Raw genomic sequence first — 26913 nt, 5'->3', positions numbered from 1 at the left:
AAGCAACATCTTACGGCCTATTAGGCAAAAGTGCTCAACTGATGTAGCTTATGATTGGTGTAGCTATTTGCTAATGTTAAGCAACTGCAATTTTCTTTTTGATAAAAGCGGCATAGCTTGATATTGAGTTAGCTACATGTTCTGCCATCTTTACCGGAACTGCATTCCCAATCGCTAATTCCATAGCCGTTTTTCCTCCATTAAACTTAAAGCTTTCAGGAAACGTTTGTAGGTAACTACGTTCTTTTGTCGTTAATGCTCTGACTTTAGATATGTCATGAGTTTTGTCAGCAGGATGAATTGCGTAATTGTCTGGAATCGGCCTATTAATTCCTCTAATAGTTGCACTTGGCTCATTTACTGAAAATATCGCTCTTCGTTGATAGCTTCTAGGGTGCATGTAATAAAATTCAGTATCTATTTTATCTTTTAGATATTCTTTTACAGTAAGTTGACGATTAGAATGATTGCTCGTTAAAAACGTTTCTAAAAAACAATCCTCAGAATGTAAGTGACCTACCAGAAAAAAACGTTTTCTAGCTTGAGGAACACCCAAATAACTTGCATCCAAAACAAGCGTTGTAATGCCGTAGCCTCTCTCCTTAAGCATATTAACTATTTCAGGCAAAATTTTACTGCGAGTGATGTTGTAGACATTTTCCATAACAACCCATTCTGGCTTGATGCTACAAACTATTTCTGAAAACCTTCTAGTTAAATTAGCTCGCTGGCCATTTTCATTTCTTTTTCCTGCTATCGAGAAATCTTGGCAAGGAGGGCCTCCAATGATCATATTAGGCTTATATTTACCAATTACCGCCTCGGAGTCATCATCGGACAAATCTTTTAAAAATATTGGATGTTCAAAGTTATCACGGTATACGTTGACTGCATGTTCCCAACTATCAAACGCAGCTTCTACGGTAAAATTCGCATTTTGGAAACCAAGGGACATACCTCCGCAGCCCGAAAATAAATCTATCACCTTCACTTAAAGATACTCACCGTTTTTAATAAAGCTTTTTAAAGCAGAAGCAACGTATTCAGCCAGCTTAACAGGCACGGCGTTGCCAATCATCAAGTTCATATTTGTTTTAGTACCAAAGAAATTAAACTCCTCTGGAAAAGTTTGTATATAGCTTCTTTCTTTAACAGTTAGTGCTCTGACTTTATCACCAATTTCTACTAGGTCTCCAGGGTGCTTCTTGTACCCTTTAGGGATAGGTCTATCCACACCACGAATAGTTACACAAGGCTCGTATATGCTGAAAACGGCTCTTCTATTATAATTCAAAGGGATTCTGAAGTAATACTCAACACCCAAAGAGTCTCCTAAAAAGTCAAACATTGACATTGGTTTTTGAGCTAATTTCCTATTTAGACTCTCAGATAAGAAATGATCTTCTCCGCCTAGATGGCCGATTAAGAAAAAACGCTTTCTTTTCTGGGGGACTCCACATAGTGACGCATCTAATATGCTCTCTGTTAAGCCGTATCCCGCTTGTTTAAATATTTCCTTGGCTTGCTTTAATACACCGCTCTTAGTAATTCGTTCGACATTTTCCATTACAAAAAACTTTGGCTTAACCGAAGAGACAATATTACTAAAAGTTACTGTCAAGTCTGCCCTACCACCATTTTCATTTCTTTGACCTGCGCTTGAAAAATCTTGGCATGGAGGACCGCCAATTAATACGTCTGGCTTAAACGTTTTTAATTCAGCGATGACAGATTCGTCAGTCAAATCTTTAACAAAAACAGGGTGAGAAAAATTGCTCTTATAAACATCAACCGCAGGTTCCCAATGATCATAGGCTGCTTGGACAGAAAATCCGGAGTTCTGAAACCCTAACGTCATGCCACCACAACCAGAAAATAAATCTACTACTTTCATTAACGGCCTAAAAAGATTTGCATCGATAAATGTGCTTACATTCAGCTAATAACTACTGCTGAATTATAACATAAACACTAGATATAATTACAGTGGTTTATTGCTTTTTTGCCCACGAAAGATATCATGTATTACTTTACGTCCCGTTAGATATCAAGCAGGTTACTGCTGAATACTTTGAAACGGAATTTCAAAAGGATAAAAAATTGCCATTAACGTGGAATGAAATAAAAAGCAGAGCTCTATCATTTTCAATAGAATGGATTGATGAAGTGTCTGAGCAATCAGAAGCTAAAACATTTTGGGATGAATTTTTTCATATATTTGGCATTGATAGGAAACGTGTAGCTAGTTTTGAAAATCATGTAAAAAAGCACGATGGGAAGGATGGCTTTATTGATCTCTTATGGAAAGGTGTCATGCTTGTCGAGCACAAATCAAAAGGAAAAAGTTTAGAGAAAGCAAAAGAGCAAGCCTTTGATTATTTTGTCGGCTTAAAAGACAGAGATTTACCTAGATATGTAGTTGTCTCTGACTTCGCTAGGTTTAGACTGTATGACCTAGAAGAAGACACTTATAACGAATTTTCGTTAGAAAAGTTGCATGAAAATGTGTATCTGTTTGGTTTCATGGCTGGCTACACAACCAAGGCATTACGTGAACAAAAAACTGTAGATATCCATGCATCTGAAAGCATGGGAAAACTATATAAACAGTTGACAAAGATCGGATATAAAGGTCATGCATTAAGCCTCTATCTCGTTAGGTTGTTGTTTTGTATGTTTGCTGACAACACTGGGATATTTGATCGGCAGCAATTTAGAATATATTTAGAAGATCGGACAGCCGAAGATGGGTCAGATTTAAGTAGCTATTTAAATGAGTTATTTTATATATTGAACACACCTACTTCAGAGCGCCTTACCAATTTAGATGAGCAAAAGATGGCTTTTAGGCATATCAATGGAAGGCTGTTCGAGGAAAGCTTACCATTAGCGTCTTTTGATTCTGACATGAGGCAATTGTTGCTAGATTGTTCTGCATTAGATTGGTCTCAAATATCTCCCGCTATATTCGGTTCATTGTTTCAATCTGTACAAAATAGTGAGTCTAGACGCGAGCAAGGCTCTCACTACACTAGTGAGGAGAATATACTCAAATTACTTGAACCTTTATTCTTGGAGGGGTTAAAAAAAGAGTTTAAGCATTCTCGTGATGTAAAAAATAAATTATTAAACTTTTTAGATAAACTTTCGAAGCTTAAATTCTTTGACCCTGCCTGCGGTTGCGGTAATTTTTTAGTAGTGGCTTACAGAGAAATTAGAATTTTAGAAATGGAAGCCATTCAAGTTCTATCAAATAATGGCTGGCTCGAAGCAGATGTGATCACAATGTTCAAAGTTAACATTGATCAATTTTATGGTATAGAAATAGAAGAGTTTCCTACTCAAATAGCCAGAGTTGCAATGTGGCTAATTGATCACCAGATGAATTTAGTAGCTTCCGTCAAATTTGGATTTTACTTAGCTCGCATCCCGTTAAGAAATAGTTCAACGATAGTGCATGCGAATGCTTTATTGACTGACTGGGAAGATGTGATTCAATCAAGTGAGGTTTCTTATATTCTGGGTAATCCTCCATTTTCAGGGGCGAAAGAAGTAAGCAAAAACAAAAATAAAGCGAAGGATCGGGCTACTGTAGTTGGAGGTATTAAAAATTACGGTTTATTGGACTATGTTGCTGCTTGGTATGTGAAATCTGCAGAATATATTAATAAGAATAAAAGTATAGTGTGCTCATTTGTTACTACTAACTCGTTAGTACAAGGAGAGCAACCAGGTATCATCTGGGATTGGCTATTCACTCAAGGCATTCAAATTCACTTTGCCCATCGAGCATTTCCATGGAGTAACGAAGCTAAAGGAAAAGCTGGCGTACACTGTGTTATCGTAGGTTTTGGGGCTCCAACCTCATCGCCTAAATTACTATTTGATTACTCAGATACAGGTGAATTTCCAGTTAAAACCGTTGCGTCAAATATAAACCCTTATCTAATTGACTTTAAAAACTTAACACTTAAACGTCGCTCAAAACCAATATCTGATGTACCAAAATTAAAAATAGGTAATAAGCCAATTGATGATGGCAACTATATTTTCTCAGATAAAGAAAAAGCTTTGTTTATTGAAAAAGAGCCAAAATCTGAAGTTTATTTTAGACCTTATATAGGGGCTGAGGAATTTATAAATGGTGGGTGCCGATGGTTTTTGTGGTTGGGGGATTGTCCTCCTAATGAACTCAAAAAAATGCCACTTGCTAAAAAGATTGTTTCCTCTGTAAAAAAGTATCGTTCAAAAAGTAGTAGTATACCAACGCAAAAGTTAGCAAATTTTCCAACTCGCTTACATGTAGAGAATTTTCCAGAAGAAAACTACTTAGTTATACCAGAAGTATCTTCGGAAAGAAGGGAGTTTATTCCTATTGGCTTTGAAGTTCCAAACACCATGTGTAGTAATTTAGTAAAAATTATGCCCACATCGGATCTATACCATTTTGGAATCCTAACATCGACAATGCACAATGCTTGGACAAGAGCAGTTTGCGGTCGCCTAGAGAGTCGCTATAGATATTCAAGTAATATTGTTTTTAATAGTTATCCGTGGCCTGAAAATCCAAACGCACCTCAACAAGAATCAATTCGAAAAGCTGCTAAAGAAGTACTAGATATCAGGAAACTGTACGTCAAAGAAACTTTAGCCGATTTGTATGATCCTGATTCGATGCCCGTTGATTTAAAAAAAGCTCATATTAAATTAGATAAGGTCGTTGATAAGGTGTACACAACAAAGAAGTTTAATCTAGAAAAAGAAAGGGTTGAGTTCTTGTTCGAGCTATACGAGAATTTGTTGCATTAAATAAAATAGAGCCTGTAAGTGCAAGCATAAAGCTAAGTCACCATTTCAAAGATATTATCAAGTTATTCAGTGATTGAAACATGTGATGCAACGTTGATTTGTTCAGACGGATTTAACCACAAGCAGCGAATCCAAAGCGACAGCGCCTTTGGGCATTACAAATAAGTTACTTTATAACTGGAAAACCAAGTATGAAGCGGAACAATCGTGAGCCAGTTTGAATGCTAATGAGCGAGCTGAGCTATAATACTTCGCAAGGAAAATAAAGAGCTAAGGATGGAAAAAGAGCTACCAAAAAAGCCAGTCCCCTCCTGCTGAAGGAAACTAAGTAACCTTTAAAACCATTAAGCTGCTGTCATTGGCATTTCCAGTGATAAAGCTATGCCAAATGATAAAGGTAAGCCGCTCTGCGTATTATGCTTGGCTTTATCGTTCAGCCAAACTTATAACTGCAGAGCAACTACATTTATATCGAAGAGTGAGGGCTATTTTCGAGCAAAGCAGAAACAGTTGAGGTTATAGAAAGTTACGCAAACGGTTATGTAAGGACGGCTTCATACATCTAATGGTGATCTGTCTCCAGTAAAGTGTGAACAAAGTTCCTTAAGAAAAGTGCCCCGATAAAGTTACGCAGAATACATCAGAAGCTTGCCAGTAATGTAAGAAATTCGCTTCCCATATTTGATACATGTCTGTTGCTTGCTCGATAGGAAATACACCAAATAGGTTTTGAAAGACACCAGACTGAAAGTCAAAGTCGAGCTCTTTGACAAGCTCTGCATAAGGCCCTATACCGACATAGGCAAAGTCGGTGATGTAGCAGAAACACCAAGCGTTATCTAACTTCTCAAGTCTTATCTCGAGCGGATGAAAACCACCGTACTCAGCATCATATCCTGGGTCTCGAAAGTTGATGGTCACGCTATCGCCAATTAATGATTGTTTTCTTAGCAGTTCTATCAGTGCATCTGCTAATTGTTTTGATACGGGCAGCGCAAGCTCTTCGTAGCGAATACGCATATTATTTCACCTTATTAATGGGTTTGTGAGTCGCCTTATTGGCGTTTGAATTGAAATTGCTAATTTAGTGGTAAGTAAACAAGAAAGTGACGTGCTTATGTTGATTGACTTTTCCAACCCTCCGATACCCGTCGATATACGGATCACCACAGTGTTTGAATAATTACTATGCGATGTGCCTCGACATGAGCCATAGATAGTGATGACCATTTATCCACACACCAACGACACGAAGCGCGCAGACGGCTTTTGTATCCAGTTTAACTGGGAAAACATGCGCCCCTTTACATGTCGCTATTAGCTGGTTTCGTCTTTGTAAGGTCGAACATCAAAAGCTAAACGCTATATATGCTCATGTCACCGCAATATCGTTATGTTTCGATAGTCCATTTTTTAATACCCATCACTGCGTTAACAATGGACCTAAAATTGAACTTTTCACACTTTGGCACGACAAGATGTTAACTGAGCTCGATCAACCCAATATCGACCTGCATACATCGATTGGTTTGTTACCACTAGAACGTGTTGTTGATGTTATGGAGTAGGGAAACAAAAGCGTTACCGAACGGGTATACACTTTGCTCCCCAATAATAAATAGCATGGTTACTAAACGAATATCCCTACTTTGCTTTTTTTGCAATCGCTGGTTGAAGCAAAAATGCATCCAATTCGCCTTGCTGAACCGCTTTGATAACGGTACTCAACACTTCGGGGAGCTGAGCTTTGTCACCTACATCGATGGCATGCTTGCCATTGCTAAGTTCCACGGGACGGTTATGCACCTTCACTTCTAGGTAGTAGTGACCATCGCTGTCGTAATACCATGGGCGTACGTAAGTGGGTCTGCGTTCAAAGCGCACTTCGCCTGTTTCACTGTCTTTGATGCGCTTTTGTTTGAACGCCTCAAAACGTTTGTTATCAATTAGGCATTGCGCCATCTCTTTTTGTTGCTCTAGCTTTTCAATAAGCTTAACGCGTTTGCCTAGAACTGGTGGCTTTGGCTCAATTTTAGGACGAGCGATAACCTTGAGTGAACTCAATGAAGATGTTGTCATGTTGTTTACCTTTTGGATTGGTTTAAGTGGCTATAAAGCCAATGGTGGGTTTGCGTTGTTTTCGGCGATTTTCATCAACAAGCAGTGAAAGTGCTTGGGTACGAAAGTTAGCCGAAGGGTTAAAACGTTGATGCCTTACAACAATGGCAAAGTCACCGGGCGTTAAGCTGGTTAGTGTATTAAGCCAACGTTGCTCAGACTGCGTGAGACGCGTTATGCCAAGCGTTCGCTTGAATAGCATGCATGATTGCTGCGTGGTTAAGTAATCGCAGCGTAATTTAATGTCGAAGCGCCTAAGCACCGCATGGTCAAGCTTGTCAGCATAGTTAGTGGCAGCAAACACTGGCTGCGTATTGCATTCAAGCTGAGTGAGCAGTTCATTGACCAGCTGCACATCATGGTGGGCGTGCAACTGCTGCCTATTAGCCAGCAGACTATCCACTTCATCGAACAACAATATTGCCTGCTCATCGTATGCACGTTGAAACAATGCGGATATCTGTTGCTCACTCTCGCCCACATATTTACTCAAAACATCCGATGCAGATATACGAATGAGCGGTTTGTCATTTTCTTGGGCAAGTGCATGGGCATATGCAGTTTTACCTGTACCAGATGGTCCGGTGAGCAAAACACGAATAGATGCGTTGTTTTTAACCGCATATTCAATGTCGCGAATTCGCGATTTGTTACTTTTAATATTCAACAGACTTTTATCAAACGCTATTTCGCCTTGGTAGGTAGGCTTTGTAATTAGCAGGCCCGATGCATGCAATGTACTTTCAGCAACTTCGGTAATCGTTGCCTCTGCTTGTCGATGAGAATGATTTACCGTTTTAGCAACATCGCACGCATTATCAATCATGGCAGGTGTTAAGTTTTCCACGCTAGCCCATTGCTGTTTGAAGTGTTTGGATAGCCGAAGGCCTTTACTTGCTTTATCAACAATCGCTTCGAGCTGTGATTTGGGTGGTGGCGATATCTGCATTACCAACTTAAAGCGACGAACATAGCTTGGCTCTAAACATTGAATATGATTGGTTATCCATATACACGGAACATTGTTACATTCGATAAACCGCTGTAAACGTTCTTTGGTATATCGTCCATCGGCTTGCTCAAACAGGCTTTCGCACTCATCAATTAACAATATTGCATTATGATTAGTGCCCAATAAATCCTGAACGAGATGCAAATATTTAAGGCGTTCATCACTCGCATGACGATGACCAAACTCTAATAGCCCTTTTGTAGAATTAATCTGTGTAGCTCTAACATCATAAAGGGTGCGACCCAACTCCGTTGCCAAAGCTCTAGCAAATTCGGTTTTGCCTGTGCCGCTTTCGCCATACAGCATCACTGAAACACCTTTTCGATACTGTAAGGTCGCATTATGGAGATACTCCTGCACCAGCGAGTAATTGATATGCTCAAAATCAGATAGTCGAAACTGCGGCTTTTCACTGGCAGTCAACAACGGTTCAAGCAATATGGATTTATCCGTAATGTCGCCTTCTTGCAGCGGCAGTCTAATGAAATCGGGTAGCCTATTTGACGTAAAACAGTCTGGATCAGGCTGGTCGATAAAGCCTAATTCGTATAGCTGGGCAAAAAGTGCGATTAATTTAGATGCATCTATATTCAGCAATGCACACAAAGCATGCTCCATTGCGCGTTGTTCGAATCCACCGTCTGCCATGGACAGTAGTTGTTGAATACCGTTATTTTGGTCATTGAGCACCAGTAGCAACAATACATCGGCTGCAAAATCTGGCAAGGCAAACAAATGACAGAGTCTATCTATATTGTCCTGCAACCGTTTTTCACTACGGGATAACTCGTTGGATGTAGACAGTTTATTAATGGCTTGTGTTGGCGTCAGGCTCGATGGGACTGGGGTACCAAAAGCCTTTACTTTTGTAAGAACTTCACTTAAATCATCAAGCCGTTCATGTGGGATAATGTACAGTAAGCGGATGGCCATGCGTGTGCTTAAGCTCGGTAGTGCAATACTTTTGTTTGCTATTGCTCTCATGAACATTATCCCAACAAACCATAGCTTAGCGTCTTGGCTGCTTGCTGCATTGCCTTGTCGTCTCGCTTGTCGTAAATAACCGTAGTGGATATGTCAGCATGGCCTGCCATTTGGCGCACCGTGTTTAAATCGATACCTTGATCAAGTAGCTGAGTGATGTAAGTGCGCCTTAAGTCATGAGGCGTGACGGTGGGCATATTGAGCGTTTTAAACGTTCGCTTAACGAGTGAGTACACCGCTTCATTACTAAGATAATCGCCAACGTGTATGTTTCCACCGCGCCGGACTACACAAAATAACGCACCATCTGCATCACCCCGACACTCCAACCATTCATCCACAATAATCTGAACCCAGTCAGGCAAAAATACAGTACGACTTTTGTTACCTTTACCCTTCGCGATGAATAGCGATGCCTTATCCATGTCGTATTGGTTTAGGCTAATACTGACCACCTCACTACGTCGTAACCCGCAACCTAATAAAACAGCAAATACCGCAGTATTGCGCAATGCTAGTGGTGTACGAGTTTTAAATAGAAGGCGGAATAGTTTAACCACTTGGTGTTTGGATAAAGGCGTGCCTTGATGGCTGCCGTGCTTGATTTTGGGAATTGATTGTAAGTTGAAATATTGCTGTTGTGATGCAGATTGAGTAATAACGGCTGCTTTGACAATGCCTCGGATGGCCATCATTGCACGATTGATGCTGCGTGGTGCAAAGCCTTCGCTGAGAAGTTTGTTTTGAATTGAAAGAGCCTGTGCATAATCAATGCAGGCGAGTTTTACTGGCAAATCAATAAGCGGCCACCCCATGACATCAGCCATACTTTCTAACTGTGCTTGAACTGACCGCTTACTATTATGTGACAGGCGCGCCATATACAACGCATAAGGACACTGCGTATCCATATAACCTCCTTAAAAAAACCGCAAAGTGATAGTTGTTTAGGTTGCTACTTGGCAGCCTTATATACACTTTAAATGCCTTTAAAGAAGGTTTCTTCCGCTGTTTTTGACCTAGATAGTAGGTCTCACACTTTGCTCTATTTGGCTTATGGTAGGGCTATCCAGCGATTTATCATATTGATTCTATCGAAATGATGGTTGAGCCTGACATGAACTAGTTTCGTGTCGTTAGACAACAGCACTTGCTCCTTCTTATAATCAAATCCAACCTTTTTGGCATCAAGGTTACTTTCACAAATTTCAGTGCATGTTATGTAAAAGAAGCTATGCAGCTTATTAAGGATTGAGATCAAATCTTTAGTATTAATCTTCATCCTTTGCTTGTGTAGCATATTCAATAAGCTTTGTTTATCAGCCGACTCAAATGACTTGGCTGTATCAGATATAGAACGAATATGTATCACGCCGTCTTCTCCGACTCTACTCATATGAAAGCTTTCAGCCACTAAAAAAACCGGATCGCTGCATTGATCTTCAATCAAATCATAAAGCAAATATCCAACTCTAATCTCATCAGCATCCAAATTCGGATTCCACAATAGATTGTTAAAATAGAGATCAAAAGACTTTTTGGGCGCCTTGATCCTATTGATAGCAACAACAGCGTCTGGGACACAATCAATGTTCGTTCCCTGTTCAAACAGTGCCCTCTTTGAAACATCAGGAGTTAACCTGATTGGACTGCCTTCACTACCAATTTTACTCATTTCAATCCTCCGTAATTTTATAGTTTTAAAAAATAAAAAAAGACATACAAATCAAACAATTAAGAAACAAAATCAACAAAACCCGGAATTTCTATACAAAATTTCGCGAGAGACCAAGCAAAATTATTTCAACCTCATGATTTTGCTTGTTTTTTTTGAATGACAACTGATTTCAATTTCGCATCATTCTACTGAGTATGCGCCCTTGTATTCCAATTAATCTTAACGTGTCTTGTGAAATTGATTACAAGCATTTGAAGATTTATTTATTAATGGAGAATAGCAATGCGTAGAACAGCAAAATCAAAAGCCTCAGTGAAAGCAAATGATGTGGCAAAGCAAACACATACAAAAAAGCGGAAGGGTGACAGAAAGGCAACTAAGCGAAAGGATAAGGCGTCAAAGGACTGCACAATGGCAACATCCCCCGCTGCTAGACAGCTTGACTCAATAGTGCTGCCACCTAAGCTCGATACAAATGTAGTTGACGAAGCATATGTCAAAGTTTTAGAAGAGTTTGACGGTTTAAGTAAGAACAAACACAAGTTAAGCAATGATGATATTCAATCACTGTCCAAGCTTCTTTCGGCTGGAGATTTGTACAAAATTTGTCTTCTGAAGATTCTGATTAGCAATAAGGTAGCAAATTCGTACGGAATGAGTGAATCACAATTTTTCAAGAAAATGTTTGATATAGATAAGTCGGTGCTTTCAAGGATCAAGAACTGTATCCGAGTCTTAATTGAACTATATGGAGATGACTATTCAAAGTATCCCATAGTCTCCAGGGATACACTTCTAACGCTCTACAAAATAATGAAACTTTCAAGAAAGGCTGATTATCACGTCGATCTCAAGGAGGTCTGGGACGAAGCTATTTCAATAAGTAAAGCTGATGATCGGAAGAAGGTCTTCTCTAGGGATGTTAAAGAAGCGGCCCTTGATATCTTACCTTCAGAAATCTTCGACCAAATTGACATGACAAAAATTCAGACTGAAAAAAATGACGAAGAAGACGAAGAAACCCCATTAGTAACGATAAATTTAGAGCTGGATATAAATCATTTCAGCTTTGAAGATGCTAAAGAACAGGTAAGGAATTGTAATAGCATGCGGTCTATGAGTAACACTCTGAAGGATGTTGTCCAAGCATTAGACAACTATGGTGCTAAGCTAGACGACGCTAACCCATTGAATCCATACGATAAGCTGATAACAGAGCAAGAAGAAGAGTTTGAGGAGCTATTCAAAAAGCACAAACGTGAGTTGGATGAACTGGAAATAGACATAGTTGCTTATTTAGAAGGTTTAGAAAAACTGCACAGCTTAATTGCAAAAAAGGTGAAATCGTCAAAAGAGCAGTTTCTGAAGCCATAGGTTCACGTTGTGAACGGCAATGGAAAGTTGCTGATCAGCAACTTTCCGCCATTAACATGTATTCGATGGCATTGCTATCCAACTGACGTGTAGCGCCATCAACCCAATGTACGGGTCCATGTGTAATCGCGATTTTGACGTAAATTGCTATAACGTATGTATAACGCTATTAAGTGTAATAGTGGTTATAAGCGGTATTTGAATAAAAGGATGTAAGATTTAAGCATGTCTGACGCAAATTTGAGTTTTGAAGATATTCATTGGAGTAACAAATTTGCAGCTCACAAGCATACGGCTAGCTTCAAAAAACACAATAAAGCAATACGATCAATGATACAGGCACGTGGTTTTTCTTACGGTTCTGACGCTGAAAAGCTTCTCAGTGTTGTTCAAGACAAGCAAGTGTGTGCGGAGCAGGCTCGCTTATTAGAACGATACCTACGCAATCCAAAACAATATCTCACGTTAGATATAGACCATATTTCAATTTTTACTGATTGCTCAAAAAATTCGGTAGTTAAAAAGCTTCTCGATGATGACGCTATATGTAATCCAAAGACAAAAGCACGAGCGGCGGTACTCAAAGTTAAAGAAGAACCTAACGTCGGGAAAGTACATAAGAAGCGATACTATGACGGAAAAATAGGTGTAAAATACACACACCGATTCTCATTGACGCTATTCGATAATACTTACAAGCGCATTCAGCTTTACTTAGCAGACGGAACAGCTAGCAAGTCTCATCAGAAAGCTTTGCGGTTAGATATTATTCCCAGCAGGTTTAGTGACTTCGAACTACAGATATTCTTCCAACACTTGAGCTCAATCATTGGAAACACTCAATACAAGCAAATCATAAAACAGGCTGAGTGTCAGCGACTGGATATCGGTTTTAATATGCTTGGGGTTAGTCAGTTATTTTTATTTGTAGATCATGCTGAGAACCAGAATATTAATGCTGGAGCATGCTTTCCTAATGGAGATTCTTTTGCAGAAACAACCTATATCGGCGATAGGAAGCAAGCGAATCATTATATTGTTTACGATAAAGTGCTTAAGGAACTCAAAAAGCATGCAGAGCGTTATGGGTGGACTCGCAAACGCAGCAGTAACCTACTAAAAAAGTGTATTGTCACTAGTAGGATTGAGCGCCGCCATTTCTTCGGTGGAAAACCATTAAAACTGTCTAATCTGCATGATGCTAATGTTGATTTTGAAGGACTCTCATTCTTCAATCCCAAACTCTTAGCTAAGCTTGAAAAGCCTAAACTAGTAAGACTACTCAAAAACAAAAGTCGTCGGGAGAAAGGCAACGAAACTGAAAAATTCAATGCTTGGCGCGCACTGAGGCGAATCTACATCGCGCAAAAGCTACCGTCATTTACGCTGGATACTGACTGGTACTCAAACGAAAAAGCTCAGCTAATCGATAACTTCCTAGCGACAATAACGCTTTCTGAAAATAGTCGAGTACCTGACTCTAATACCTTAGAGCAATACCGATACTGGTGGCAACGTTCAGAAACCAACAAGCTGTTCTCTTTCGATGTGAGACCAGTAAGAACATTTGACCCAGACAAACCAGACAAACCAGACAGAGCGTGGAAAAGAGCTGTTAAATCGTCAGCTCCACTTACCGTTGTGTATGGCGGTGCGGGAACAGGTAAAACTAGGCTCATCGCAGAACGCGCTCAATACCTTGCTGATAATGGAGTAAAAGACAACGAAATAACGTGCTTATCGTTCACCAATGCGGCTGCTGACGAGCTTAATCAAAGGTTCAAGACAGGTTTTACTGTCAGACCTAATGTTTCTACATTCACTGCGTGGTGCGGTAGACAGTTGAAGAGCCTTTTCCCGGAATATAACGGTTACAGGTACATTGCTGACACTGACGATGAAAGCGGCAGAATTGAAGCACTAAACAAGATAATTAAAGATCTCGATGCTTTTATTTCGGCCTCGGATGTCAGCGATGTTCTGTCTCTTGCCAAAAACGACTGCAAATCAATATCAAAATGTGCGGTGCCGGTGGTGGGAAAAAGCAAGGTTAACGCATGCCTTGAGGTCATTAAGTACTATGAGAAATATAAAAAGGTGAATAGTCTCTGGGATTTCGAGGATGTCGTTAGAGAGCTAGAAAGAAGGATAAAAGACAAGACCACAGCCAAGAAGCTCGGCAGAAAGCACAAACACCTGCTACTTGATGAAATGCAAGACACCAACCGCGCACAAATCAAACAGCTTGGCAAGCTACTTGAATCTGGGATAGAGCTCTCTTTTGTGGGAGACATATCTCAGTCTATCTATGGTTTCAGAGGAAGCAAGCCGGAATTGCTAACCAAGTTTGCGAAAGACAAAGATGCAAATGTGCGCCACCTCACTCGACAATATCGAGCATCGAAACAACTATTGATGCTGACTAATTTTGTTCGTCAGTTTACGGGAACTGAAAGCAGTGGCTTGCGTGTCCAGGCTAACTCTGATGGTACACCACCAAGCATCTGCCATGTAGATAGGTTAGACAAGGTACTGAAGCCGATAAATGCTTTTCTCAAAATGCATCACAATACCGATACGCTAGTTCTTGTCAGAACAAATTCGATGGTTAAAACACTTAGAACAAAGTTGAAAGGGCTTCTTGAGCCTGAGCAGGTGATAACAATGCATAAGGCTAAAGGTCTAGAGTGTCAGAACTGTATTGTGATTGACCCTCGCTTCAGTGGCAAAGTGATGGATACCAAAGAAGAGTTTAACCGACTAATCTATACAGCTGTGACAAGACCCAAAGATAATTTAATGCTTATCAACTCGCTTTCTAACACCCACTATTACAAAGATGGTAATGATCACGAAGATAATAACATTCTTGACGTAATAGCCAGTCAAAACGAAATTATCAGACCTATGGACTAGATTTAATTTTGCAAAGATTCTGGGTTGAAGCTTCAGACTTTATATTACACCAAGAGGAATGGTGCCCAGAGGTGGGACGAACCACCGACAAGCGGATTTTGAACCCACTGCGTTTACCCATGAGCAAACAGTAAGAACAAAAAAAGCCCCCGCATTTCTGCAAGGGCTTTAATGATGGTGCCTCGACCCGGGATCGAACCAGGGACACGCGGATTTTCAATCCGCTGCTCTACCAACTGAGCTATCGAGGCACATAAACTGTGCTATGTAAGCTTTAATTTTTCTTTGCAAAACTTTGCAAGCAAAACCTAAGTGCTTACTAACTTCAAAACTATTGCTCTGAAAGCTTTTCTGGTAAATCTGATTGGAAGTGCTTGCACTTTTCAATCCGCTGCTCTACCAACTGAGCTATCGAGGCAAAACTGGGTAGCGATACAAGCGTTAGTGCCTGTGCTGCTGTGGGTGCGTATTAAACGGATTTAGTGCTAACAAGTCAACCATTTTTGTAGGTTTTTTTTCGCTTTTGCGATCGTTTGCACATTGTTTATGCAAAAACGCCCTTTTTGGCTATTTTTCAGGCGGAACATACCCGTCTATTGTCGGTTCTACGCCATCAAATAAATAAGCTGACATTTTTTCTTCTAAAAATGCACGAGCAGTAGGGTCCATCATATTCAGTTTATGTTCGTTGATCAGCATTGTCTGCTTTTTTTGCCATTCACCCCATGCTTCTTTAGAAATATTATCAAAAATTCGTTTCCCTAATTCACCAGGGTACAGTTGAAAGTCTAAGCCTTCCGCCTCTTTATCTAATCGTTTGCAATGCACTTGTCTGCTCATTGTGAATCCTTATTTTGCTCTTTTGCTTTTCGCGCGTTACCAATCTTGCGTTAACTGCTTAATAATTTTTTTAGTGGGGGCGGCTAGTCCAACTTCTATCGTATCGTCAATAAAAAACCATTGGCCGGCTCGCTCAGCCACACGCATGTCTGACATAGAGTCTACCATGGCAAGCATAGGGGTAATATCTAAATGAAAATGACTAAAGGTATGCCTGAATGTTTCACGCTGCTCAAAAGCGCGTACTGCGATGCCTCGCTTTGCTAATTCAGTTTTTGCATGCTCACTATCTGTTGCTTCGATAAATCCATAAAGCCCACCCCACAGGCCGCTCTGTGGCCGCTGCTCCAGATACGCTTGTTGTTGAAACAGAGGAACGACTAATAACGTTTGTTTCTCTGGCAACACTTTCTTCGGCTTCTTACCCGGATAATCGGTTTGCGTACCCTGTGCATAAGCAATGCAACCGTCTTGCAATGGACAATTGTCACACTTAGGCTTTGAACGTGTGCATACCATTGCACCTAAATCCATCATTACTTGCGTATAATTCGCACAACGAGACTCAGGGGTAAGCTTTTCGGCCACTTCCCATAACGCGTTTTCTACCGGCTTTTGTCCAGGCCATCCCTCTATCGCGTAGTAACGCGCCAGCACCCGTTTAACGTTGCCGTCTAGTATTGGGTGACGTTGGTTCTTTGAAAGTGATAGCACAGCACCAGCGGTAGAGCGCCCAATACCGGGTAACGCAATAACATCATCAATATTTTCGGGAAACTCTCCATTGTATTGCGTAGCAATTATTTTTGCCGCCTTGTGCAAATTGCGTGCTCGCGCGTAGTAACCAAGCCCGGTCCAATGATGCAATACTTCGTCTTGCTGAGCGTTTGCTAGTGTGCACACATCAGGAAAAGACTGCATGAAACGTTCAAAATAAGGGATAACCGTTGTGACCTGTGTTTGCTGCAACATAATTTCCGACACCCATACTTTATATGGCGTGACGTCTTGCTGCCATGGTAGGTGTTTTCTGCCGTTTTCATCGAACCACGTCAGCACGCGCTCAGCAAACGATGTATTAATTTGTTTTTGTTTCATGAAGCTACAACTTTTAAAGTGAAAACTCGGCAATAGTATAAAAGCCGTTAGTTGGGGTGCATGCCAATATGGTAGCATGCACGGTATTATCTGTTATGTTTTGGAGCGTATTGTGACGCAATCGGCACCGGTTTTATTTTTACCTGGCACGTTATGCGACGAGCGCATTTGGTTACCTACGTGGCAAAAAATGTCACTCAATCAACGCCGCTATGTGCCCCTGCAATGGGCCACGTCTAAAGACGATATGCTGTCACTTACCGGTGACAGAGTGCTAGATGACGAAAAAGTGCACCTTGTCGGTTACTCTATGGGCGGTTTCATTGCCGCATTATGGGCAATAAAAAACCCCCAACACGTCGCGTCGCTCACGCTAATTGGTTATGACGCAAGCGGTTTATCTAACGACGAGCTGGCAAGACGAAAGCAACTCGTTAACTTACTTGAAAAAGGGCAATTTCTTCCCGACAACCCGGCCTATATTGAACGATTTGTTCATCCTTCAAGGCTAAACGATGCCACCGTTACTGATGTAGTGAAAGAGATGGCTACCGACTTGGGCAAAAGCACCCTGCTTGCGCATACTAAATCTACAACACCAAGAGAAAGTACGTTAAAGGCGCTGTCAAAGATTACTGTACCAATAAACATTATAGCGGCAGGTGATGATGCCGTTGCGCCTCATAGCGCGCTGGCAAAAATGCATCGTGCATTGCCCTCATCGACGCTTTATAAATTTGAAAACACTGCACATATGCTGCCGCTGGAACAACCAGAAAAGCTTGCTACACTGCTACAGAAGTGTGTTGGCGCTTAAAAAAACAGCTATTTTTTCAATATAGCATTGCATAAGAGGCTGCTAAGTGGATAATGCGCCAGCAGAAAAATTGTGTAAAAGGTTATTGCAAAATGAAGCAATTCAAAAGTCAGGCGGAAGCTGAAGCCGCAGGCATTTATGTTAGTAAAGTAAAAAGCTACGTGAAACGCGAAGGGCGGCTTACAAGAGCGCAAGAACGAGCTCTTGCTGACTACTGGCCAACGAAGGGTATCGATTATCAAGCATCGTTGCTGTCTTTTGAAACTGTGTTCAGTCGCAATGCGCCTGTCGTCGTCGAAATCGGCTTTGGCATGGGTAAATCACTAGTAGAAATGGCAGCCGCAGCGCCAGATAAAAACTTTATCGGTATTGAAGTGCATCGCCCTGGTGTGGGTGCATGCTTAGCTGATGCCGCTGAAAAAGGCGTTGAAAACCTTCGAGTAATGGAACACGATGCTGTTGAGGTACTCAAAAATATGATCCCCGAAGGCAGCTTATCTCGTTTACAGTTGTTTTTTCCTGATCCGTGGCATAAGAAGCGCCACCATAAACGCCGTATTGTTCAACCTGAATTTGTTGAGGTTATTCGCTCTCGTTTAGCCATTGGTGGCTGCTTTCACATGGCGACCGATTGGGAACCGTATGCCCAGCACATGGCCGACGTTATGAATAACGCACGCGGCTACGCAAATACCGCAGAAGAAGGCGATTACGTGCCACGCCCTGACTACCGCCCAATTACTAAATTTGAAACGCGGGGTCAGAAATTAGGACATGGCGTTTGGGATCTCATTTTCGAGCGCACTGAATAATGATACTTACCCCTCAAAGCCAACTTTTAGAACGTAACATTCAGCTTTTTGATGAAGGCAAGTGGTTATTCATTAACCCGTCAGATGCTTACTTCTTCGATTCACTTAAGCAAAAGAACATTGATATTATGCATCAATATTACGATGTATTTAGTGAATGTGTTCGAGTAATGCCATGTGCCGAATTTGATAGCAGAGACATCACAAAAGACGGCTTTAATATTACGCAGAAAGTAGGTCTTCATACCCATACTTTTACCCCATTTATCGCTACCGAAGCCGATTATACAGATGTGATGATTTACTTGCCTAAATCCAAAACGCATTTTCAAATGCTGTTGAGAATGGCTGCAGGCATAGTGCAAAAAGGGGCAAGACTTCATGTTGTTGGTGAAAACAAGGGCGGCATAAAGAGTGCAGCTAAATTAATGCAGCAGTATGGCGCGACACAGAAGATAGATTCAGCACGTCATTGCAGCATAATCACAACCATTGTTGAACAGGCGCATTTACCATTTGAAGCCGACGCGTGGTTTGAATCGGACGACTATACGCTAGGTGAACAAACGTGGACAGTATGTTCGATGCCAGGCGTATTCAGTCACGGCGCGCTAGATAAAGGCACCGCGCTTTTGCTCGAAAAGTTACAATCTGGATTAAGCGGCTCTGTTATGGATTTTGCTTGTGGGGCTGGGGTAATTGCCAGTTTTTTATTACAGCAAAATCCACACGTAAAGATGATTTTGACCGACGTGAGTGCGTTGGCCGTTTATTGCAGTGCCATGACACTTGCGGCGAATCATCAGCAAGCCAAACTTATCGCGGCGAATGGTTTACACGGTGTCGAAGAGCGCGTTAATTACATAGTCACGAACCCTCCCTTTCATACTGGCATAAAAACAGATTACACCATTACAAAACGCTTTATTGAAGATGCTCGTAGATTGCTAAACAACAATGGGCACCTGCAAATGGTAGCAAATCGTTTTCTGCCGTATCCAGGGTTACTTGGTGAGCACTTTCCTCGCGTTTTTACTACAGCACAAACAACACAATTTTCTGTATATCACGCTGCTTTACAATAGCATCTCACCACTTCTGTGTGCTAACGTAAGATATCTACATAAGTGAAATGACAGGCTTAGTTCCTTCTAGCCTGTCTTTTAGCATTTAATTTGCGCTGTCGCGTATTACGGTAATTATTATCTTTATAGGGTTTCGCTGTGGACATTGTATTTGCCATTTCAGAAGTAGAAGAGCTAGTAAAGACCGGTGGGTTAGCAGATGTAGGTAAAGCCTTGCCGCTGGCGCTTCACGATATGGGAGAAAACATCTCTATTGTGATGCCTTATTATCGCGCGATTGCCGGTGCTCACGATGCGCCAATAATCGCCGATGCACAGACCTTATTTACCGATTCAAAAGTGTACACGTTTTGTATTCGTCACATGGTATTTAACGGCGTAAATCTTTATTTAGTCGACTACCCTGAATACTTCGACAGAGACGGGCTTTATACCAGTACCTATGAAGCGTTTAGTGATAATAGTGAACGCTTTAGTTTCTTTTGCGGTGCCGTATTGCATACGCTGAGCGCACTCTCTCTGCCTGCAGATATTATTCATTGTCACGACTGGCATACCGCCATGCTGCCATTTTTGATGGCACATGATCAATCAGGGCATTTTGCCCACACCAAAACCGTTTTCACTATTCATAATGCGGCATTTCAAGGTGTACATGCGCTAGACAGCATTCCGTTCTTGCGTCATCACCCTGGTATTCTCACACAGGTTCACGGTGGCTATATCAATATGCTACAAACGGGTATTGAGTTTGCCTCTAAAATTACAACGGTTAGTCCCAATTATGCGAGCGAGTTGTTGACCGACTTAGGTAGTCATGGTCTGCATGAACGACTTGTGAAACGCGGGGCCGATTTGTCGGGGATATTGAATGGCTGCGACTATAAACAGTGGGACCCTGCCACGGATAAATATTTACCTGCAAATTACGACGTTGATACGTTGCACAATAAAAACGTATGTAAGCTAGCTTTGCAAAAAACAGCACGTCTTCCCGAAGATGAACGCATCCCGGTGATAGGTATGGTGTGTAGGCTAACGGAACAAAAAGGATTCGGTTACATACTACCCATACTTGATGAGCTCATGGCTCACAATCTTCAAATTGTCATTGTGGGTACTGGCGACCCTCATGTATGCATGGATTTGGATGAGTTTGCCCAACAACATCCCACACAATTTGCATTTATAAACGGCTTTAGCACCGAGCACGCGCATCATGTCGAAGCGGGCGCTGATTTTTTCTTGATGCCCTCACAATTTGAGCCCTGCGGATTAAACCAGATGTATAGCTTAGCGTATGGCACCGTACCCATTGTACGAGCAGTGGGCGGACTAAAGGATACCGTCTTCGATATTACCCATACCTCAGAGGCAACTGGGTTTAGCTTCAACGAGCCCACGCCAGAGGCATTACTAAGCTGTATAAGGCGTGCATTATTGTTTTACTACGAACACCCCGCTAAATTCAGAGAAATGCAACAACGTGGTATGCGCACACGTTTTACTTGGCAGCACGCCGCAAAAAAATATGTTGCCCTATACCGCGCCATGTTTACGTAGTGCAGCGCAAACATATAAGCTACGTGGCGCTTTTCTTTTGACCAAATTTGCGCCACTATAACAATGCATTAATTAACGATAATAAAAAAATAACATGACAGATCGGGCACCGAAGCTCTCCATTAAAAGCCTATTTCTATGGGCGGTGATGACAATCACAACATTTGTACTGGTTGTGTCGTCTGGTTTGTCTGTCTATACGCAAATCAAAACGTATCGCCATGAAATAGAATCCACCATCATCACGCTCTCCAATCTTATTGGCCGCAGTGCAAGTATGCCGTTGATTAAAGACGATCCAGGGTTTATTGAAGATAGGTTGATAGCCCTTACCTCTGCACCACAAGTGCTTAATGTTCACATTTATCAACGTATTCCAGCTTCAGCGCAAAATGTGTCTCCCGTTGAAAGCTTTGCCTCTTACAATAAAGAAGGGCAGCTGCTTATTGGCAGTAAAGAACGCCAACTAACGGCGCTAGACAGCCGACCCGCGTTTGCAGAAGATAACAGCTATATTGAAGTATCTAATCGTATCTATGACGATGAAACCGGCTTACATTTAGGGTGGATATACTTACGCGTTTCAGCCGATAACTTTAATTCGATAGTAAGAGATGCCATTTTGCTTAATTTAGGCGTTATGGCCATTCTTTTGATAATGAGCTTGTATGCCGCTTTACGCTTTCAGCGTATTATTAATACCCCTATTGAGACCCTTACGGCATTTTTACAACGTACCTCTCGTCAACGCGACTACGCCTCGCGTGCAAAACCGACGAACCTGAAAGAGGTAGACGCGCTTTCAGACGCAGTAAATATCATGCTGTCACGTGTGCAAGAGTACATGCAAAAGCAAAAACAAGCTGAAGACCAACATCGAAAGCTTAATGCAAGTCTCGAAGAAATGGTGAGTCAGCGCACTATTGCGTTGAAGGACGCTAACCAAGAACTCATTCAGACACTTGAAAAACTACACCAGTTCCAGCGTCAAATTGTGCAAAACGAAAAGATGGCGTCACTCGGTGATATGGTTGCAGGTGTTGCTCATGAAGTTAATACACCTATTGGATTAGGGGTTACCGCATCAACAATGATGCTAGATCGTTTAGCCGTCATCAAAAAAGACTTTGAAAATAAAACGCTGAAAGCCAGTGCTATGCAGCGCTTTATGGATGAAAGTAATGAAAATTTAAACATTATTTATCGCAATTTGAATCGCGCGGCAGAGCTTATTTCAAGTTTTAAGCAGGTTGCTGTCGATCAATCAAGTGAAACAAGCAGAACTTTTTGCTTTGCACAGCTAGTTAATGAGATACTACTGTCTTTACAGCCCCGTTTAAAAAAATTAAAACACAAAATCAACCTTGAGTGCGATCCTACCCTAAGCGTTGAGACGAAGGCTGGTCCAATAAACCAAATTTTGATCAACCTCATTATGAACTCAGTAATCCATGGGTTTGAGGACATCGAAGAAGGCCAAATTGATATTTGTGCCGAACTAGTTACCACGAACAAATTGAAGCTTGTCTATCGGGATAACGGAAAAGGTATTCCTCAAGACATAAGAAAGCGTATTTTTGACCCCTTTGTTACCACCAAGCGTGGACAAGGCGGTTCAGGACTAGGTATGCACTTGGTATACAACTTGGTGACACAAGCGCTAAACGGCTCAATCTCTATCACCAGTGAAGAGGGAGATGGCGTTGAATTTGTTATTGTGTTTCCTGTATCCGATGCAAAAACCGATTAAAAATTTGTTTATCCAATGAACGTTACTTGATTTGTATTGACTAAACCCCATTACGTAAGCTGTTAAAATATTCAGTCGTTACTTGCAAATAAGTTTATGAATATTAATATTAAATCAGTGATTGCTTAAACCGATTGTATAAAGAGTATAGAACGCCATGCAGACGCCAAATGTGTTAATTGTAGAAGACGAAGTGGTAACACGTACCACACTTAAAAGCTTATTTGAGGCAGAGGGATACAACGTATTCGAAGCTGAGAATGGCGACCAAATGCATGACTTCTTTGAAAATCACGCAATTAACCTAGTCATTATGGATATTAACTTGCCAGGTAAGAATGGCCTTATATTGGCACGTGAAGTTCGTGACCGCAAAAACGTAGGGTTAATCTTCTTAACGGGTCGAGACAACGACGTAGATCGTATTCTTGGCCTTGAGATTGGTGCTGACGATTACCTTACCAAGCCATTTAATCCAAGAGAATTAACCATTCGTGCGCGTAACCTGTTGTCACGTACAACCAATGCGAATGAAGACGACGATTTACCAAGCCGTGTTAACTTTAACGGTTGGATATTAGACGGCGACAGCCGGTCGTTAATTTCTCCTACAGGAAAAGAATTCCGCCTTCCTCGCAGCGAATTTAGGGCACTTCATTTATTCCTAAGCAACCCTGGTAAAATTCTTACCCGTGAGCAGCTTATTATGGAAATGACAGGCCGCGAGTTGCGCCCGAATGACAGAACAGTAGACGTTACTATCCGTCGTATTCGTAAACACTTCGAATCGGTTCCTTCCGAAGAAGAGCTCATTGTGACTATTCATGGTGAAGGTTATCGCTTCTGCGGTTCGGTTGACAGCTAATAACAGCGTCAACGACTTCGATAAAATAGATAATACAAAAAAGGCCTGCATATGCAGGCCTTTTTTATACGTTGTATATAGCCTTAACCTGCATGAAAACGTAGTGAGTACGAATAGTTTTTTTCTTCAAGCAAGAACGCTTTGTGCGTACTAGGGCTCCACGAATCATCGCCACCTACTCCCATGTGCGCGTGATCGATATAAACAAACAGCTTTTCTTGAGATACCAAATCACACGTATGCTTTGCCTCATCAAGCTGTTGTTGTGAATACTGGCTGACAGCAAAGTGAAAGTCTCCCGATACGTTCAGGCTACCCAGTTCAAGGTGCTCACAGTGCGTACGTAGCCCGTTGTCAGTGGGGAAAATATATGGCGTATGCATCGACGCTACCGATGTCTTGTAGGCCCCAAAGCGAGCCGCTGCTTTTCGATCAGGGTAGTTTTCAAATGGCCCCAATCCACGCCATGATACCGAGGCACCTTGACTATTAGGCAGTGCCATACCTAATCCTATTCTTGGTAGAGGTGGTAATGCGTCGTTTAGCGTAACGTTTACGTCTATGTGTAATTCCCCATCGTTTGCTATGGCGTATATCCACGTCGTTACCGCTTGAATACAATCGTTAAAATGGTATTCAAAAAACATTGTTATTCGAACATCACTCTCGCTTTTGCTTGTCGTTACTCCTTTACACACTCTCTCCCATCGGTCGATACCTGCTTTTCTCCAACGAGACTCCCATGCGTTAGGGTCTGGATTATCTACCTCGCTCACGCCGATATCATTATCTAATGGCGCCCTAAAAAAGTTATCCTCAAGCGGGCCAGCCAGTAACGAAACATTATTTTTTGTCCATTGAGTAAGTAAACCTGAATGCCTATCAAAATTAAACGTGCTGGTCTCGGTGAGCACGTCTATCGTATGTGCGTTTCCATTCAGTGTGATAGTGTCGTTAAACTGGGCAACCGTTGCCGGTAAAAGGCCCGCTTTGTTAACAAGACTAAACTGTTCCGTGTCGGTTATATGGCCTGCCTCTGCCCACGCGCAGTGCTCAGAAAGCGCAACGTCTATATTTAAATGATAGGTCTTGCCCGCAACAAAAGTGACGTCAGGCGTAATATTAACTTTCGTTGATGTTTGCGGCTTTACACATAGCACTGTATCGCCTTTAGCAATAACTACTCCGTCTTCAAGCACTTGCCAACGTAGCGTTTCATTCTCTGTTGTTCTAAATAGAAAATCGCTAGCAACATTAACCACATACGCATTGGCTTCCTCGGTTAACGAAAACTGAAGATGCTGCTGACAATACTTGGCTTCATATAGTGCGGGATGTGGCGTTCTGTCTGGAAACAATAAGCCGTTAATACAAAACTGACGATCATTATCAATGTCACCAAAATCGCCGCCATAAGCCCAATAAGCTTCTCCGCTAGCGGTATGTTTTACCAAGCCTTGGTCAACCCAATCCCAAATGAACCCGCCTTGTAAGCGTGGGTAAGTTTTAAAGGCTTTCCAATAATCTTCAAAGCTTCCAAGACTATTGCCCATGGCATGGGCATATTCACAAAGAATAACCGGTCGGTTTTCGCCAGGTAATGATAGCCACTTTTTAATGGCCCACTTAGGGACGGCTTCATCTTCCACGTCGCTATCAACGCGTGCATACATTGGCGCCAAAATATCGGTGGCAGTCGTGTTTGCGCCACCACCTTCGTATTGAACAGGGCGTGATGGATCGAATGACTTCGACCAACCATACATAGCGTCATGAGTAGGGCCATGACCGCACTCATTACCTAACGACCAAATAATGATACAGGCGTGATTTTTGTCTCGCTCAACCATTTGAGTGAAACGGGACATATAAGCCCCCGACCATAGGGGGTCTCGTGACAAACGGCCCATTGGAAACATGCCGTGAGTTTCTATATTGGCTTCATCAACAACGTATAAGCCGTATTCATCGCAAAGCTCATACCAACGAGGGTGATTGGGATAATGTGCCGTTCTCACCGCGTTGAAGTTGTTTTGCTTCAAGAGCTTTATATCTTCAAGCATATCTGCCTCAGAGACCGCGTGACCTTTACTTTCGTGGTGTTCGTGACGATTTACACCGCGTATAAGCAGCGGCGCGCCATTTACGCATAGCTGTCCATTTAGCATCTCTACGACGCGAAAGCCAATGTTATAGGCTTCGGCAACAACAATACCGTCATTCTCATCAAATAGCGTTACCACTAAGCGATACAGGTAAGGGGTTTCTGCTGTCCACTTTTTAGGTGCTTCAACATGTAACGACTGAAATATGACATCGTCCCACCCGCCTTTTTCATCAATGCGGCGATTGTTGGTATGCGCTATATTTTGGTCTGTCACCGACCTAGTGCCGTCGAACAACTGTATGCCAACCTTATAGGTGGACGGCGCATTAATGGCAGTACGAACCGCAATAGTTCCGTCGCGATAGCATGCATCTAATGACGGTGTCGCAAACACATCTTGAATGTGTGCATTAGGCTTTTCGATAAGATACACATCACGGAAGATCCCGCTTAGCCACCACATATCCTGATCTTCCAGATAGCTGCCATCACTCCAACGAATAACCATCACCGTCAATAGGTTCTCACCTGCTTTCAGGTAGGGAGAAAGGGCGAACTCGGCTGGTAATCTACTGTCTTGTGAATAGCCCACATATTGCTGATTACACCACAGGTGAAATGCACTGTTTACCCCTTCAAATACAATATGGTTCGCTTTCGATAACGACGATGCATCAACGTTGAATGCTTTACGATAGCAGGCAGTTGGATTGTCTGAAGGGACATGCGGGGGCGTCACTGGAAACGGATATTTAACGTTGCAATAGATGGGCTTGTCTTCGCCTTCCATTTGCCAATTGGAGGGCACTGGCATCATACGCCATTGCTGTTTTTCCGAATCTGACAGTGTACTTTTTAAAACAGCATCAGAAACCCCTTCAGGCCTTTCAAATAACTTGAATTCCCACTGACCGTTTAATAACGTTCGTTGGCTGTTTTGATGCAGTAGCGCATCGGTTTCGTTCAAAAAACCATGTAAAGGGCTGTGACCATTTATGCGATTACGCTGAAACACGACGGGGTTTTGCCAATCTTGCTGAGCGATTACCTGTGCGACACTTGTCATTTTTACGCCTTTTCTATGC

General features: G+C 41.9%; 19 protein-coding genes and 1 tRNA gene. 9 read left to right on the top strand and 11 right to left on the bottom strand.

What is annotated here, in order from left to right:
* Positions 1 to 76 precede the first annotated feature (76 nt).
* Complete coding sequence (locus tag ACOJRU_RS01405) at positions 77 to 991, bottom strand: DNA cytosine methyltransferase (protein ID WP_421133287.1); 915 nt, start codon at positions 989 to 991, stop codon at positions 77 to 79.
* Positions 992 to 1894, bottom strand: coding sequence for a DNA cytosine methyltransferase (locus tag ACOJRU_RS01400; RefSeq protein ID WP_421133286.1), 903 nt, complete (start codon positions 1892 to 1894; stop codon positions 992 to 994).
* A 206-nt stretch (positions 1895 to 2100) separates the two neighbouring features.
* Here ACOJRU_RS01400 and ACOJRU_RS01395 point away from each other — a divergent pair, with 206 nt between their 5' ends.
* Positions 2101 to 4809, top strand: coding sequence for a DNA methyltransferase (locus tag ACOJRU_RS01395; RefSeq protein WP_421133285.1), 2709 nt, complete (start codon positions 2101 to 2103; stop codon positions 4807 to 4809).
* A gap of 603 nt (positions 4810 to 5412) precedes the next feature.
* On the opposite strand, the gene ACOJRU_RS01390 is transcribed toward ACOJRU_RS01395, so the two are convergent.
* The 5 genes from ACOJRU_RS01390 to ACOJRU_RS01370 all read right to left on the bottom strand — a co-directional run bounded on the left by ACOJRU_RS01390 (position 5413) and on the right by ACOJRU_RS01370 (position 10598).
* Positions 5413 to 5829: a DUF2787 family protein gene (locus tag ACOJRU_RS01390; RefSeq protein WP_421133284.1), complete on the bottom strand. Its 417-nt coding sequence runs from the start codon at positions 5827 to 5829 to the stop codon at positions 5413 to 5415.
* A gap of 624 nt (positions 5830 to 6453) precedes the next feature.
* Positions 6454 to 6888, bottom strand: coding sequence for a DUF6641 family protein (locus ACOJRU_RS01385; RefSeq protein WP_421133283.1), 435 nt, complete (start codon positions 6886 to 6888; stop codon positions 6454 to 6456).
* 22 nt (positions 6889 to 6910) lie between these two features.
* Positions 6911 to 8923 (bottom strand): AAA family ATPase, encoded by a 2013-nt coding sequence (locus ACOJRU_RS01380; RefSeq protein ID WP_421133282.1) that lies wholly within the window; start codon positions 8921 to 8923, stop codon positions 6911 to 6913.
* 5 nt (positions 8924 to 8928) lie between these two features.
* A complete protein-coding gene (locus tag ACOJRU_RS01375) occupies positions 8929 to 9834 on the bottom strand; it encodes a tyrosine-type recombinase/integrase (protein ID WP_421133281.1) in 906 nt (301 codons plus the stop codon).
* A gap of 143 nt (positions 9835 to 9977) precedes the next feature.
* A complete protein-coding gene (locus ACOJRU_RS01370) occupies positions 9978 to 10598 on the bottom strand; it encodes a hypothetical protein (RefSeq protein ID WP_421133280.1) in 621 nt (206 codons plus the stop codon).
* Between the two features lie 285 nt (positions 10599 to 10883).
* On the opposite strand from ACOJRU_RS01370, the gene ACOJRU_RS01365 reads away from it, so the two are divergent.
* Positions 10884 to 11975, top strand: a complete 1092-nt coding sequence (locus tag ACOJRU_RS01365) for a hypothetical protein (RefSeq protein ID WP_421133279.1) — start codon at positions 10884 to 10886, stop codon at positions 11973 to 11975.
* 225 nt (positions 11976 to 12200) lie between these two features.
* Positions 12201 to 14891 (top strand): UvrD-helicase domain-containing protein, encoded by a 2691-nt coding sequence (locus ACOJRU_RS01360; RefSeq protein WP_421133278.1) that lies wholly within the window; start codon positions 12201 to 12203, stop codon positions 14889 to 14891.
* Positions 14892 to 15066: 175 nt separating this feature from the next.
* On the opposite strand, the gene ACOJRU_RS01355 is transcribed toward ACOJRU_RS01360, so the two are convergent.
* From ACOJRU_RS01355 to mutY, 3 genes are all read right to left on the bottom strand, one after another.
* Positions 15067 to 15142: transfer RNA gene (locus tag ACOJRU_RS01355), tRNA-Phe, on the bottom strand.
* A gap of 316 nt (positions 15143 to 15458) precedes the next feature.
* Positions 15459 to 15731, bottom strand: a complete 273-nt coding sequence (locus tag ACOJRU_RS01350; protein WP_421133277.1) for an oxidative damage protection protein — start codon at positions 15729 to 15731, stop codon at positions 15459 to 15461.
* Between the two features lie 36 nt (positions 15732 to 15767).
* Positions 15768 to 16829: an A/G-specific adenine glycosylase gene (gene mutY, locus ACOJRU_RS01345; protein WP_421133276.1), complete on the bottom strand. Its 1062-nt coding sequence runs from the start codon at positions 16827 to 16829 to the stop codon at positions 15768 to 15770.
* A 112-nt stretch (positions 16830 to 16941) separates the two neighbouring features.
* Here mutY and ACOJRU_RS01340 point away from each other — a divergent pair, with 112 nt between their 5' ends.
* The 6 genes from ACOJRU_RS01340 to arcA all read left to right on the top strand — a co-directional run bounded on the left by ACOJRU_RS01340 (position 16942) and on the right by arcA (position 23721).
* Positions 16942 to 17646: an alpha/beta fold hydrolase gene (locus tag ACOJRU_RS01340; RefSeq protein ID WP_421133275.1), complete on the top strand. Its 705-nt coding sequence runs from the start codon at positions 16942 to 16944 to the stop codon at positions 17644 to 17646.
* 92 nt (positions 17647 to 17738) lie between these two features.
* Complete coding sequence (gene trmB / locus ACOJRU_RS01335) at positions 17739 to 18458, top strand: tRNA (guanosine(46)-N7)-methyltransferase TrmB (RefSeq protein ID WP_421133274.1); 720 nt, start codon at positions 17739 to 17741, stop codon at positions 18456 to 18458.
* The gene (locus ACOJRU_RS01330; RefSeq protein ID WP_421133273.1) at positions 18458 to 19543 is read left to right on the top strand and encodes a methyltransferase; all 1086 of its coding nucleotides are present in this window, start codon (positions 18458 to 18460) and stop codon (positions 19541 to 19543) included. Before trmB ends, ACOJRU_RS01330 begins: the two co-directional genes overlap by 1 nt.
* Before the next feature lie 138 nt (positions 19544 to 19681).
* The gene (glgA, locus tag ACOJRU_RS01325; RefSeq protein WP_421133272.1) at positions 19682 to 21106 is read left to right on the top strand and encodes a glycogen synthase GlgA; all 1425 of its coding nucleotides are present in this window, start codon (positions 19682 to 19684) and stop codon (positions 21104 to 21106) included.
* 94 nt (positions 21107 to 21200) lie between these two features.
* Entirely contained in the window at positions 21201 to 22856 is a 1656-nt protein-coding gene (locus ACOJRU_RS01320; protein WP_421133271.1) for a sensor histidine kinase, read from the top strand.
* 157 nt (positions 22857 to 23013) lie between these two features.
* Positions 23014 to 23721, top strand: a complete 708-nt coding sequence (gene arcA, locus ACOJRU_RS01315) for a two-component system response regulator ArcA (RefSeq protein ID WP_421133270.1) — start codon at positions 23014 to 23016, stop codon at positions 23719 to 23721.
* A gap of 83 nt (positions 23722 to 23804) precedes the next feature.
* Here arcA and ACOJRU_RS01310 read toward each other — a convergent pair whose 3' ends face one another.
* Entirely contained in the window at positions 23805 to 26894 is a 3090-nt protein-coding gene (locus ACOJRU_RS01310) for a beta-galactosidase (protein ID WP_421133269.1), read from the bottom strand.
* Positions 26895 to 26913: the final 19 nt, after the last annotated feature.

Source organism: Alteromonas algae, assembly GCF_049117195.1.
Taxonomy (GTDB): domain Bacteria; phylum Pseudomonadota; class Gammaproteobacteria; order Enterobacterales; family Alteromonadaceae; genus Alteromonas.
This window is presented reverse-complemented; position numbering and strand designations above follow the sequence as displayed.

Coding starts and splice junctions, on each gene's coding strand:
- ACOJRU_RS01400 (WP_421133286.1), bottom strand. CDS start 1,894: ATGAAAGTAGTAGATTTATTTTCTGGTTGTGGTGGCATGACGTTAGGG.
- ACOJRU_RS01390 (WP_421133284.1), bottom strand. CDS start 5,829: ATGCGTATTCGCTACGAAGAGCTTGCGCTGCCCGTATCAAAACAATTA.
- ACOJRU_RS01385 (WP_421133283.1), bottom strand. CDS start 6,888: ATGACAACATCTTCATTGAGTTCACTCAAGGTTATCGCTCGTCCTAAA.
- ACOJRU_RS01380 (WP_421133282.1), bottom strand. CDS start 8,923: ATGAGAGCAATAGCAAACAAAAGTATTGCACTACCGAGCTTAAGCACA.
- ACOJRU_RS01375 (WP_421133281.1), bottom strand. CDS start 9,834: ATGGATACGCAGTGTCCTTATGCGTTGTATATGGCGCGCCTGTCACAT.
- ACOJRU_RS01370 (WP_421133280.1), bottom strand. CDS start 10,598: ATGAGTAAAATTGGTAGTGAAGGCAGTCCAATCAGGTTAACTCCTGAT.
- ACOJRU_RS01365 (WP_421133279.1), top strand. CDS start 10,884: ATGCGTAGAACAGCAAAATCAAAAGCCTCAGTGAAAGCAAATGATGTG.
- ACOJRU_RS01360 (WP_421133278.1), top strand. CDS start 12,201: ATGTCTGACGCAAATTTGAGTTTTGAAGATATTCATTGGAGTAACAAA.
- ACOJRU_RS01350 (WP_421133277.1), bottom strand. CDS start 15,731: ATGAGCAGACAAGTGCATTGCAAACGATTAGATAAAGAGGCGGAAGGC.
- mutY (WP_421133276.1), bottom strand. CDS start 16,829: ATGAAACAAAAACAAATTAATACATCGTTTGCTGAGCGCGTGCTGACG.
- trmB (WP_421133274.1), top strand. CDS start 17,739: ATGAAGCAATTCAAAAGTCAGGCGGAAGCTGAAGCCGCAGGCATTTAT.
- ACOJRU_RS01330 (WP_421133273.1), top strand. CDS start 18,458: ATGATACTTACCCCTCAAAGCCAACTTTTAGAACGTAACATTCAGCTT.
- ACOJRU_RS01320 (WP_421133271.1), top strand. CDS start 21,201: ATGACAGATCGGGCACCGAAGCTCTCCATTAAAAGCCTATTTCTATGG.
- arcA (WP_421133270.1), top strand. CDS start 23,014: ATGCAGACGCCAAATGTGTTAATTGTAGAAGACGAAGTGGTAACACGT.
- ACOJRU_RS01310 (WP_421133269.1), bottom strand. CDS start 26,894: ATGACAAGTGTCGCACAGGTAATCGCTCAGCAAGATTGGCAAAACCCC.